Annotated in this window: 11 protein-coding genes and 1 riboswitch; of the genes, 2 read left to right on the forward strand and 9 right to left on the reverse strand. The window is 66.5% G+C overall.

What is annotated here, in order from left to right; all coding sequences use genetic code 11:
- Positions 1–68 precede the first annotated feature (68 nt).
- The 7 genes from AB5Y53_RS00150 to AB5Y53_RS00180 form a co-directional block, all read right to left on the reverse strand.
- The gene (locus AB5Y53_RS00150; RefSeq protein ID WP_368180917.1) at positions 69–836 is read right to left on the reverse strand and encodes a thiazole synthase; all 768 of its coding nucleotides are present in this window, start codon (positions 834–836) and stop codon (positions 69–71) included.
- Between the two features lie 85 nt (positions 837–921).
- On the reverse strand, positions 922–1,122 hold the full coding sequence (gene thiS, locus AB5Y53_RS00155) for a sulfur carrier protein ThiS (RefSeq protein WP_039040452.1): 201 nt from the start codon (positions 1,120–1,122) through the stop codon (positions 922–924).
- A gap of 2 nt (positions 1,123–1,124) precedes the next feature.
- Positions 1,125–1,904 carry a HesA/MoeB/ThiF family protein gene (locus AB5Y53_RS00160; protein WP_041212232.1) on the reverse strand — a complete coding sequence of 260 codons (780 nt, stop codon included), beginning with the start codon at positions 1,902–1,904 and terminating at the stop codon, positions 1,125–1,127.
- Positions 1,894–3,501 (reverse strand): thiamine phosphate synthase, encoded by a 1,608-nt coding sequence (thiE, locus tag AB5Y53_RS00165; RefSeq protein WP_368180918.1) that lies wholly within the window; start codon positions 3,499–3,501, stop codon positions 1,894–1,896. Before thiE ends, AB5Y53_RS00160 begins: the two co-directional genes overlap by 11 nt.
- Positions 3,498–5,489 carry a phosphomethylpyrimidine synthase ThiC gene (gene thiC / locus AB5Y53_RS00170; RefSeq protein WP_368180919.1) on the reverse strand — a complete coding sequence of 664 codons (1,992 nt, stop codon included), beginning with the start codon at positions 5,487–5,489 and terminating at the stop codon, positions 3,498–3,500. The genes thiE and thiC overlap by 4 nt, the downstream gene beginning before the upstream one ends.
- Before the next feature lie 263 nt (positions 5,490–5,752).
- Positions 5,753–5,866: riboswitch (TPP riboswitch) on the reverse strand.
- Between the two features lie 62 nt (positions 5,867–5,928).
- Complete coding sequence (locus AB5Y53_RS00175) at positions 5,929–6,417, reverse strand: hypothetical protein (RefSeq protein ID WP_368180920.1); 489 nt, start codon at positions 6,415–6,417, stop codon at positions 5,929–5,931.
- A gap of 78 nt (positions 6,418–6,495) precedes the next feature.
- Positions 6,496–6,924: a hypothetical protein gene (locus AB5Y53_RS00180; RefSeq protein ID WP_368180921.1), complete on the reverse strand. Its 429-nt coding sequence runs from the start codon at positions 6,922–6,924 to the stop codon at positions 6,496–6,498.
- Between the two features lie 90 nt (positions 6,925–7,014).
- Between AB5Y53_RS00180 and AB5Y53_RS00185 the strand changes: the two genes are divergently transcribed.
- Together AB5Y53_RS00185 and AB5Y53_RS00190 are read left to right on the forward strand one after the other, a co-directional pair.
- Positions 7,015–7,683 carry a response regulator transcription factor gene (locus AB5Y53_RS00185; RefSeq protein WP_039040446.1) on the forward strand — a complete coding sequence of 223 codons (669 nt, stop codon included), beginning with the start codon at positions 7,015–7,017 and terminating at the stop codon, positions 7,681–7,683.
- Complete coding sequence (locus tag AB5Y53_RS00190) at positions 7,680–8,936, forward strand: HAMP domain-containing sensor histidine kinase (protein ID WP_339331836.1); 1,257 nt, start codon at positions 7,680–7,682, stop codon at positions 8,934–8,936. Before AB5Y53_RS00185 ends, AB5Y53_RS00190 begins: the two co-directional genes overlap by 4 nt.
- Before the next feature lie 151 nt (positions 8,937–9,087).
- Here the strand turns inward: AB5Y53_RS00190 and rimK are convergent, their stop codons facing one another.
- Entirely contained in the window at positions 9,088–9,984 is an 897-nt protein-coding gene (gene rimK / locus AB5Y53_RS00195) for a 30S ribosomal protein S6--L-glutamate ligase (RefSeq protein ID WP_339581463.1), read from the reverse strand.
- Positions 9,985–10,176: 192 nt separating this feature from the next.
- Positions 10,177–11,244: a Gfo/Idh/MocA family oxidoreductase gene (locus tag AB5Y53_RS00200; protein ID WP_368180922.1), complete on the reverse strand. Its 1,068-nt coding sequence runs from the start codon at positions 11,242–11,244 to the stop codon at positions 10,177–10,179.
- Positions 11,245–11,270: the final 26 nt, after the last annotated feature.

An 11,270-nucleotide genomic window follows, 5' to 3' on the forward strand; every position in this document is an offset into this window, starting at 1 on the left:
AGAGGGTGAAGTCGACACTCCCTCCCCTGGCAAGGGGAGGGTCGGGGTGGGGTCATTGGCATGCTGACTCATAACGCCCCCAGAAAATCGGTGAGCGGGCTGGAGGCCTGGGCCTGCAGGGCGCGCGCGCCGAGACCGGCCTCATAGGCGCTGCGACCGGCGGTGCAGGCCAGCGCAAAGGCGCGGCCCATGGCGACCGGGTCGCCGCTCACCGCAATGGCGGTGTTGACCAGCACGGCATCGGCCCCCAGCTCAAAGGCGGCGGCCGCATGGCTCGGCGCACCGATCCCCGCATCCACCACCACGGGCACATTGGCCTGCTCGACGATGATGGAGAGAAACTCCCGGGTCACCAGCCCCTGATTGGAACCGATGGGGGCGCCCAGCGGCATCACGGCGGCGCAACCCACCTCTTCGAGCCGCTTGCACAGCACGGGGTCGGCACCGCAGTAGGGCAGCACCACAAAGCCCTCTTTCACCAGCTGCTCGGCGGCTTTGAGCGTCTCGATGGGGTCTGGCAGCAGGTAGCGGGGATCGGGGTGGATCTCGAGCTTGAGCCAGTTCGTCCCCAGCGCCTCGCGGGCGAGGTGGGCGGCAAATACCGCCTCGGCGGCGGTCTTGGCCCCCGAGGTGTTGGGCAGCAGCTTGACACCGAGTTGCCGAAGGGGCGTGAGGATATCGTCGTGGGCCTTGCCCGGTTCGAGCCGCTTGATGGCCATGGTGACCAGTTGGGAGCCGCTTGCCTCGATGGCGGCGGCCATCAGATCCGGGCGGGCAAACTTGCCGGTGCCGGTGAAGAGGCGCGAAGAGAAGGTGTGATCGGCAATCTTGAGCATGTCAGCCTCCGGCCACTGCGATAAGAAGAGATGAGGCCCCGCCGCAAGGCAGGGCGCTCGAAGATGGGACTGCGAGCATCATGGGTCAGCCTCCCGCAATGGCGGTGAAGAGGTGAAGTTCGTCCCCGTCATTGAGACGGGTCTCGGCCCAGCGGCCACGGGGCAGCACGGCGCCATTGAGGGCCACCGCTACCCCCTGAGGGGGAATCTCCTGTACCGCCAGCAGCTCAGTCAGGCGCTGGCCGGTGGGCAGCGTCAGCTCGATATCGTTCAATCGGATCTTCATGGTTAATTCTCCTGAGCCGGGTGGGTGCTGCCGCAAACCGGGCAATCGGGGTCGGGAGCCAGCGTGAGGGTCTGCCACTGATGGGTCAGGGCATCAAACCGGCGCAATGTGCCCGCCACCGGGCTCGGCATCCCGAGCAGCAGTTTCAGTGCCTCCAGCGCCTGCAAAGAGCCCATCACCCCCACCAGCGGGCCGGTGACACCGCTGGTCTCGCAGCTCTGACTCACCTTGGTATCCAGCGGATAGAGGCAGGCGTAGCAGGCGTGATCGCTGCTGGTGCGCACCATCAGCTGCCCCTGCCAGCCCACTGCGGCGGCACAGACCCAGGGCTTGCCCTGGGCCACGCAGGCGGCGTTGATGGCCTGGCGGGTGGCGAGGTTGTCGCAGCAGTCGATCACCAGATCCACCTCGGTCACAAACTCCGGCAGGCTGGCGGCATCGAGTCGCTGATTGATGGCAATCAGCTCCACCAGCGGGTTGTGGGCGGACAAGCGCTCGCGGGCCAGCTCCGCCTTGGAGTGGTTGACCGCCTCGCTATCGAACAGGATCTGGCGCGGCAGGTTGCTGGAATCCACCGTGTCGCCATCGGCCAGCCACAAGGTGCCCACCCCGGCGCCAGCCAGATAGAGGGCGAGCGGCGAGCCGAGCCCGCCGAGGCCCACGATCAGCACGGACTTATCCTTGAGCCGCGCCTGACCGGCTTCCCCCACTTCCGCCAGCATCAGCTGGCGGCCGTATCGCAGGTACTCTTTGTCACTAAGAGAAGCGGCATCAGAGCGCATGTTCAGCCTCCCGTATCACGCAGGCCGAGCGCGGTTCATCCCCCGCCCCCACGGCAGCGAGCAGCCGCTCGGTCGCGCCCTGCCAGTCATCGCTCGCCGTGATGGCCGAGACCAGCGCGATGCTGCCGACCCCGCTTGCCTTGACCGCCGCCACCCGCTCCTCGCTGATGCCACCGATGGCCACCGTGGGCCACTGCGCCATCAGGGCGCGGTAGTGGTGCAGCCGCGCCAGCCCCTGGGGGCGCGAAGGCATCGCCTTGGTGTTGGTCGGGAAGATATGGCCCAGCGCGATATAGGAGGGGGCAAGCTCGCGGGCCCGCATCAGCTCGAAGTAACCGTGGGTGGAGATGCCAAGGCGCAGCCCCGCCGCCTGAATGGCGGCGAGATCGGCGGTCTCCATATCCTCCTGCCCCAGATGCACGCCCCAGGCCCCCGCCTCGATGGCCTGCTGCCAGTAGTCGTTGATAAAGAGCCGCGCCCCATGGCGGCGACCGAGCTCTACCGCATCACGAATGGCCGGCACCACCTCTGTGGCGGGCAGATTCTTGATCCGCAGCTGGATCGTCTTGACCCCGGCCCCCAGCAGACGTTTGAGCCACTTGACCGAGTCCACCACCGGATAGAGGCCAAGGTGGTGTTCGGTCGGCGCGAAGGGGCCCTGCGGCAGACGGGCGCTGCTCGCTTCATACAATCCAAAGCGGCGATCGAGCGGTGATCCCGCCAGCACGGCACGGGGGAAGTGGGCAAGGTCGGCGGGCCAGCCGAGATGGGCGATGGGCCCCGGGCCTGCCCCCACCCCCTGCGCCGCCGCCAGCCCCTGTTGCAGGTAGGCACGCGCCAGGGTGATGGCGTCCTCCACCGGATAGTCCTGCGCCACCACGGCGGCGATGGCGCTGGCGTAAGCGCAGCCGGTGCCGTGGCCGTGGCGGGTATCGAGGCGCGGCGCGGCGAGCCAGAATTCGCGGGTCTCATCCTGGTAGTAGTCGAGGCAGAGATCCCCGCCCCATTCAAGGTGGCCCCCCTTGACCAGCACGGCGCGAGCGCCGAGTTCGCGCAGCCGCCGGGCGGCGAGGCGCACCAGCTCGGGACTGGTGGCGGGCAGGCCGGTCAGGGCTTCCAGCTCGGGACCATTGGGGGTGATCAAGGAGAGGCGCGGCAGCAGGTGCTCGCGCACCGCCACCAGCATGCCGGGCTCCGCCATGGGGGTGCCGGTGCTGGCGATGGCCACCGGGTCGTAGACCACGAAGGGAGCCTCGACGGTCGACAACCTGCGTGCCAGCACCTCCACGTGCAGCCGGGTCGGCAGCAGGCCGATCTTGATGGCGGCGGGTGGCAGATCCAGCCCCAGGGCATCGATCTGGGCGGCGAAGGTCTGCATCAGCACGGGGTCGACCATCTTCACCGCCACCGAGTTCTGGGCCGTGATGGCGGAGATGACGGAGCAGCCGTGCACGCCGAGGTCATGCATCGTGTGCAAGTCGGCCTGAATGCCGGCCCCGCCGCCGGAGTCGGACCCGGCGATGGTCCAGACCACGGGGCGGGCCTGCGTCACGGCGGACAGGTCGGCGGGGCTGACAGCCCCGCGCTCGCTGCTCACGCCTCCTCCCCTGCGGCCTGCTTCAGGGTCGCCGCCTGATGGTAGATCTCGCCGCCGGTCTCCTTGAAGGTTTCCGCCATGCGGGCCATGCCGCTCTCCACCTCGGCCACCACCCGCTCCTGCTGGCCATCCATGCCGACCAGCTTGATCTCTACGGCTTCCAGCTTGGCGGCATAGTCGCGCACGTCCTGGGTGATCTTCATGGAGCAGAACTTGGGCCCGCACATGGAGCAGAAGTGGGCCACCTTGCCGGACTCCTGAGGCAGGGTCTCGTCGTGGTAGGCGCGGGCGGTGTCGGGATCCAGGGCCAGGTTGAACTGATCCTCCCAACGGAACTCGAAGCGCGCCTTGGACATGGCGTTGTCGCGGATCTGGGCGCCCGGGTGGCCCTTGGCAAGGTCAGCCGCGTGGGCGGCGATCTTGTAGGTAATGAGCCCCTGCTTCACGTCCTCCTTGTTAGGCAGGCCCAGGTGTTCCTTGGGAGTCACGTAGCAGAGCATGGCGCAGCCGTACCAGCCGATGAGCGCGGCGCCGATGCCGGAGGTGAAGTGATCGTACCCCGGGGCAATGTCGGTGGTGAGCGGGCCCAGGGTATAGAAGGGCGCCTCGTGGCAGTGCTCGAGCTGCTCGGTCATGTTGCGCTCGATCATGTGCATGGGCACGTGACCAGGCCCCTCGATCATCACCTGCACGTCGTACTCCCACGCAATCTTGGTGAGCTCGCCCAGGGTGCGCAGCTCGGCGAACTGGGCCTCGTCGTTGGCGTCGTAGACGGAGCCCGGACGCAGACCGTCACCCAGCGACAAGCTCACGTCGTAGGCGGCGCAGATCTCGCAGATCTCGCGGAAGTGCTCGTAGAGGAAGTTCTCCTTGTGGTGCGACAGGCACCACTTGGCCATGATGCTGCCACCGCGCGAAACGATGCCGGTGAGGCGCTTGGCGGTCATCGGCACGAAGCGCAGCAAGACGCCGGCGTGGATGGTGAAGTAGTCCACCCCCTGCTCGGCCTGTTCCAGCAGGGTGTCGCGGAACAGCTCCCAGGTGAGGTCTTCGGCGATGCCGTTGGTCTTCTCCAGCGCCTGGTAGATGGGTACGGTACCGATGGGCACCGGGCTGTTGCGCAGGATCCACTCGCGGGTCTCGTGGATGTAGCGGCCGGTGGAGAGATCCATCACGGTGTCGGCGCCCCAGCGGGTGGACCACACCAGCTTCTCCACTTCCTCTTCGATGCTGGAAGTGACCGCCGAGTTGCCGATGTTGGCGTTGATCTTCACCAGGAAGTTGCGGCCGATGATCATGGGCTCCGCTTCCGGGTGGTTGATGTTGCTGGGGATGATGGCGCGACCGGCGGCCACCTCATCGCGCACGAACTCGGGGGTGATGTTCTGGGGCAGTCTGGCGCCAAAGCCCTGACCCGGATGCTGGGTGCGCAGGAGCTCGGAGCGCACTCGCTCGCGGCCCATGTTCTCGCGGATGGCGATAAATTCCATCTCGGGGGTGACGATGCCTTGGCGGGCATAGTGCAGCTGGGTGACCCGGCGGCCCGGCTTGGCGCGGCGGGCGCTCGGCAAATGTTCGAAACGCAGGTGATCCAGCCCCTCGTCCGCCAGCCGCTCCTGAGTGAAAGTGGAGCTCAGCCCGTCCAGCGCGTCGGTGTCAGCACGCTCCAGCACCCAGGCTTCGCGCAGGCGCGGCAGACCACGGCGCACGTCGATGGGGGCGGCCTCTTCCCCATAGGGGCCCGAGGTATCGTAAACCGGCACCGGCTCGTTGGGCTCGAACTGGGGAGCGTCCTTGGTGCCGCCGACGAAGGTGTCGGCCAGCTGGATTTCCCGCAAAGGCACCCGGATGTCAGGGCGAGAACCCTGGATAAAGATGCGGCGGGAGTTGGGGTGAGCCATACCCTTGAGGCTGTCGATAAAGGCCTGAGCGCTGGAGCGCTGCTCGCGGCGGCTGGATTTGGTGGTATCAGAAACATTGGTAGACATAGCAAAACTCACATTAACTGGTTGAAGTTATGGGTGTTTGCTTGTCTGGAGTTCGAGGAGAAGATGAACTTGCGGCGGGGTGTGCTCGGGGGAGTGAGCCGGGCATGGATCTTCCCTGCTCTGCCGTCCCGGTGTTTCCCTAGTCTGGAAACCCGGCGCCCTAAGGACAACCGGACGGGACAACCTCCCCCTGTGCGCCTGTGGCAGCCAGAGGCGGTCTGCCTCCAGCTGGCGGGAAGGTGTGCCTTCCCCGGCGCGGTAACCCGCAAGTTACCCTTGTTTCCCTTCGCAGGTCTTAACCTGATCAGGTTCCACGGATCCCGAATTAACGGTCTCAGCTTAGCGTCGTTCGACGGTCAGCACTCCGACAAGATGTGCGCCAGTATAAGTGGGGAAATTTAAAGTACAAGCCATTAACAAGGGGAAAGGGAGAGAGGTCTCACTCTTCGGCGTCGAGGGGATCCTCGGGGTCGGGAATGAGGATATCGGTGAGGCGGCCCTCTTCATCCCGGCTCAGCACCAGGCGGCGACCCGGTTGCAGATCGGCGGCGCTGCCGTTGATCCAGCGAGTGTCAGCATCAAACACCAGCACGCCGAGATCCTGTAGCAGCAATGCCTGCTGATTATGGGTGAGCAGTCGATCCTCCGCCCGCCGCCAGCTGGCCCCGAGCGCCGGATCCGGCGCCCCGTCGAGCACCCGGATCGTCTCGGCGACGCCGTAGCGGCTCTGGATCGCGAGGTGCATGCCGGGCACGAGCCCGTCCGGCTGCGCCACGCCGTGCAGTTCGGCACTGCCGAGCTCCAGCTCAGCCCCCTGGAATTGCAAGCGCACCCCGTCGTTGTACTCCAGCTCCACCAGCCAAAGCTCGGCGTCGTCGGCAAGGGTGCAGAAGGGCAACAGCAGCAGGCAGAGTGCGGTTCGGGTCATGGCAGGCGGTCCGGGGTCACGGGGTGAGGTTTAACTATGGCCCCGGACGGGCAATTTTTCCCGGTCCGCCCTGACCGGTCAGTCATCCTCCCGGCACTGGCTCAGGCGCATGCCGTCAAACTTGCACTCCAGCTCCAGCCAGCGTCCCTCGAACGGGGAGAGGCTCCCATCCGAGGTGACATAACCCCAGATCCGCCCCCCTTCCACCGGCCCTTCCAGTTCCATCTCGTCCTCCTCTTCCAGCGCCTCCACCTCGCGAACGAGCCGCCGCGCCCCTGCCGCTGTCTCCTGCACGACCCCTTCCAGATCGACCCAGGTCCCGCCGAGATCGTCCTCATCCAGGCCATCCTTGAAGCGGGTGTGCTCATCGATCACGAAGGGAATGCCGTTGACCATCAACTGGCCAAGCTGCCAGGTGGTGCGGCCCGTGAGCTTGAACTCGGCCGCCTGCACCAGACCAAAAGGCAATAGAATCAATAACCAGAAGGCGCAGAGAGACTTCTTCATCGGGGATCCTCGGGGTTACACTGGCACACAGGATGACCCATCCGGTGTGAAATGGCCGTGAAATAGCGGCACAGACCAGGAGATCAGAGCATGAAAATACTGGTGGTGGAAGACAGTCCCCAGGTGGCGGAGACCATCATGGACTATCTGGCGCTGGCCGGGCACAGGGTGGATTGCGCCTATCATGGCCAGGCCGCGCTGCAACTGCTGGCCCAAGAGCGCTTCGACGTCATCATCATGGACGTCATGATGCCGCGCCTCGACGGCCTGCGTACCGTGGAGCGGCTGCGTGCGGACGGCATCGCGACCCCGGTGCTCTTTCTCACCGCCCGTGACAGCCTGGAGGACAAGCTGGCAGGCTTTCGGGCGGGGGGCGACGACTATCTGGTCAAGCCGTTCGCCATGGAGGAGCTGGAGGTGCGCCTGGAGGCCCTCAGCCTGCGTGGCCCCAGAGGGGACATGGGCGTGCTCTGCTTTGGCGATCTGACGGTGGATCCCGCCAGCGGCCGCGCCACCCGCGCCGGCGTCGAGCTCAAACTCGGCAAGATCCCGTTCCAGATCCTCACCCTGCTGGTGAAGCGCGCGCCCCAGCTGGTGACGCGCCAGGAGGTGCTCGACACCGTCTGGGGCGACGAGGAGCCCGACTCCGACGCCCTGCGCAGCCACATCTATGCCCTGCGCAATGTCCTCGACAAGCCCTTCCCCACCCCCATGCTGGAGACCCTGCACGGCCAGGGCTACCGGCTGGTGACCCCATGACGAACCCGACGCCGCCCCTTGCCTCCGGCCTGCCGAGCCTGCGCCGGCGCCTGGTGCTGGCGCTGGGAGGGGCCGGTCTGCTGCTGCTGGTGATCCTGAGCCTGCTGATGGTGGTGGCCGAGAACAAGATGGAGGAGCTGAGCCTGCGCCACTGGCTGGAGGCGGAGGCAACCCGCTATGACGACGACTGGTTGCGCCTCGGAATGGCGGCCCCCGCCCCCAGCCCGCGCCAGTTCTCCAGCTACTGGACAGAGGCGGGCCGCCTGCCCGCCTGGCTCAAGGCCTACCAGAGCCCCGGCTTCTTCGAGCATCAGCTGGGCCGGGAGGACAAGCACTTCCTGGTACGCGCCCACCCCTCGGGTCAGGGGCTGCTCTATCTGGTGTTCAACGACGATGCGGACGACTACCTGGACCCTTACGAAGCCAAGCTGCATCTGGTGACCCGCCTCATCGGCCTGGCCCTGCTGCTGGGGAGCCTCGCATTCGGCATCTGGCTGGTGCGTCACATCACCAGGCCGCTGGAGCGGCTGCGCCAGCGGGTCGCCCACCTGACCCCGGATCAGGGGGACTTCGTGCCCGATGCCCCCTGGCAGGAGCTGCGAGAGATAGAGCAGGCGCTGCTGGCGGGCAAGCACGAGGTAGCCGCCGTGTTTGCCCGTGAACAGGAGTTCAGCCGCTTTGCCAGCCACGAGCTGCGCACCCCCAACATGGTGATCCAGGGATCCGCGGCCCTGCTCGGCAAGGTGAATGACCTGCCCGCCCCGGCAGCCCGCGCCGTCAGCCGCATCCGCGCCGCCGCCGACGAGATGGCCCTGCTCACCGAGACCTTCCTGCTGCTGGGACGCAAGGAGGCCGTGGAGCGCCCGCCCCAGCAGGTGGCGCCGCTCATTCGCCGGGAGTTGACCCGCCTCGCCCCCCTGCTGCAACGGGAGACGCTGGACATTCGCCTGCAACTGGACGAGGAGAGCGAGGTGCAGGCCCCCCTCTCCCTGCTCGCCATCGCCCTCGGCAACCTCTTGAAAAACGCCCTGAGCTACGCCGAGGGGCACATCGAGATCACCCTGCATGAGCAGGAGCTCACCATCAGCAACCCCACCGCCGCCGCGCCGGATCAGATCCTCGGCTACGGCTGCGGCCTCACCATCATCCAGCGCATCTGCGAGAAGCTGGGCTGGCAGATTGAGACCCACCTGGTGGAGGGGGTCTTCAGCGCCCGGCTGGTGATGATCCCCGGCGCCCCCGGGGCGGCATAACCCCCTCATTCCCGGCCCTTCTTCCCGGCTGTTCAACACAGTGGGAGAAGGGAGACACTTCCCGGCAAGCCCGCTGCCTTCCAGCCCCCCCAGATAGCAACAAGGCGCCCGAGGGCGCCCTGTGTTTACCTGTCTGACACTCGTTTGGGACTCATTCCGCCGGCTTGTGCTTGCGGCTCGCCTTGAGCTCGAGGAACTCGATGATCTTGCCCGCCACGTCCTTGCCGGAGGCGGCTTCCACCCCCTGCAGACCGGGGGAGGAGTTCACCTCCAGCACCAGCGGGCCGCGGGCGCTACGCAGAATATCCACCCCGGCCACGTCCAGCCCCATGATCTTGGCGGCCTGCACGGCGGTGGCACGCTCTTCCGGCGTGATCTTGATGGCTTCGGCGGTGCCGCCCCGGTGCAGGTTGGAGCGAAACTCCCCCGGCTGGGCCTGGCGGCGCATGGCGGCCACCACCTTGCCGTTGACCACCAGGCAGCGGATATCGGCGCCGTTGGCCTCGCGGATGTACTCCTGCACCAGGATGTTGTTGTTGGTCTGGATAAAGGCCTCGATGACGCTCTCGGCGGCCTTCTGGGTCTCGCACAGCACCACGCCAATCCCCTGGGTGCCCTCCAGCAGCTTCACCACCAGGGGGGCGCCCCCCACCATGGTGATGAGATCCGGTACGTCGTGGGTGCTGTGGGCATAGCCGGTCACCGGCAGGCCGATGCCGTGACGGGAGAGCAGCTGCATGGCGCGCAGCTTATCCCGGGAGCGGGAGATGGCCACCGAGCTGTTGAGGGCCATGGTGCTCATCATCTCGAACTGGCGCAGCACGGCGGTGCCATAGAAGGTGATGCTGGCACCGATGCGCGGGATCACGGCGTCATAGCTCTCCAGCTCCCGTCCTTCGTAATGGATGGAGGGGCTGTGGGAGGCGATGTTCATGTAGCAGCGCAGGGTGTCGAGCACCTCGACCTGGTGCCCACGGGCCCGGGCCACCTCGACCAGACGGCGGGTGGAGTAGTTGCTGGGCTCACGGGATAAAATGGCAATATTCATGGAAATGGCAGACCTGATAATCGGACTGGAGAGTATAAGGTGCCATGAACGACTGGCAACGCCAATCCTTTCCCCTCACCATGCGCGGTTCTGCAAGAACAGGCAAAAACCGAGAGTGCCGCACTCAAGAACGGACCGTTCTGCAAGACGGCGCCCGCCACCAGCCCTCATGCCGGATGGCGCACAACGACGTCAATGGGGGCCGCGCAGCCCTTGTTGCAACTCAAGCAGCAGGGCGACCTCCTGCAAACGGCGCGCCGTGACTCCGGCCCAACCCGTGACAGGCAAGGGGGCCAGCAGGGTCTGGGCGATGCAGTGGCGATAGAGGGGCCCCTCATGTTGCCAGCCCCGCATCCCGTCGACGTCGTGATGGTGCAGCCACTCCAGGTTGCCGCGGCGAAGCAGTTCGATGCGCCGCCCGCCCTTGAGGTGCAGGCAAAGCCCCTTCTTCTCCACCCCGGGACCGGCATACTTGTCGAGCCAGAGGGTCAGGGGCACCCCTGCCGCCTCGCCACGCAGGCAGGCTCGCCCCTCGGCGCTCTCCAGATCCCCGCGCCGGATGGGCTGCCCCAGCCGGTCGCAGACGCCCTCCGCGATCAGGTGCAGGCGGTCGTCCCCACCCAGGGCCACCAGCAGTTCCCGGATCATCGCCAGCAGATGGGTGCCGATGTCGAGGATGACACCGTCCGGGTGGCGCAACAGCCGCCGATCCGGCTCGCCGGTGGCGAAGTTGAGGGCATAGGGATGCCCCGCCTCGTCCAGGCCGCAGGGTTCCAGCAAAAAGCCCTCCACCGCGCTGATATCGGCGAGGGTGGCCAGCCCGACCCCGGCGCAGCCTGGTTCCCGAGGCTGCCAGCCTTCATCCAGTTTGCCGCTCAGCAGCAACTGCTGGACGGCATTGCGGGCCATCCAGTGATCCAGCGCCAGCACCCTGGCCGCGACCTCGGGGTCCGCCAGCAGGGCGTGCAGGCGATCGTGCTGGGCCAGGGTGGCCACCACGGGTTTCTCCACCAGGATGAGGGGAATGGCGCTGGCCAGTGCCTGTTCCAGCACGGGCAGATGCAGCAGGGAAGGCGTGGCGATCACCAGCCGATCCAGGGGTTCGGCCAGCAGGGCTTCCAGGGTCGAGGCAGACATGACGCCGGGCAGGGTGATGGCGGGATCAAAACCCCATATCTCGGGATTTTCCGCCAGTGCGGCGAGTGCAGGTAGATAGGCTGTCTGCACTACGGCCCCCAGACCGACAAATCCAATCTTCATGGCAACCTCGATATGGCGTGCGTACC

Source organism: Aeromonas sp. R7-5 (assembly GCF_040908015.1).
Classification (GTDB): Bacteria; Pseudomonadota; Gammaproteobacteria; order Enterobacterales; family Aeromonadaceae; genus Aeromonas; species Aeromonas caviae.

Bases quoted from the DNA above. Each gene is read 5' to 3' on its own strand.
- AB5Y53_RS00175 (WP_368180920.1), bottom strand. From the start codon at position 6,417: ATGACCCGAACCGCACTCTGCCTGCTGCTGTTGCCCTTCTGCACCCTT.
- AB5Y53_RS00160 (WP_041212232.1), bottom strand. From the start codon at position 1,904: ATGCGCTCTGATGCCGCTTCTCTTAGTGACAAAGAGTACCTGCGATAC.
- rimK (WP_339581463.1), bottom strand. From the start codon at position 9,984: ATGAATATTGCCATTTTATCCCGTGAGCCCAGCAACTACTCCACCCGC.
- AB5Y53_RS00150 (WP_368180917.1), bottom strand. From the start codon at position 836: ATGCTCAAGATTGCCGATCACACCTTCTCTTCGCGCCTCTTCACCGGC.
- AB5Y53_RS00185 (WP_039040446.1), top strand. From the start codon at position 7,015: ATGAAAATACTGGTGGTGGAAGACAGTCCCCAGGTGGCGGAGACCATC.
- thiS (WP_039040452.1), bottom strand. From the start codon at position 1,122: ATGAAGATCCGATTGAACGATATCGAGCTGACGCTGCCCACCGGCCAG.
- AB5Y53_RS00200 (WP_368180922.1), bottom strand. From the start codon at position 11,244: ATGAAGATTGGATTTGTCGGTCTGGGGGCCGTAGTGCAGACAGCCTAT.
- thiC (WP_368180919.1), bottom strand. From the start codon at position 5,489: ATGTCTACCAATGTTTCTGATACCACCAAATCCAGCCGCCGCGAGCAG.
- AB5Y53_RS00190 (WP_339331836.1), top strand. From the start codon at position 7,680: ATGACGAACCCGACGCCGCCCCTTGCCTCCGGCCTGCCGAGCCTGCGC.
- AB5Y53_RS00180 (WP_368180921.1), bottom strand. From the start codon at position 6,924: ATGAAGAAGTCTCTCTGCGCCTTCTGGTTATTGATTCTATTGCCTTTT.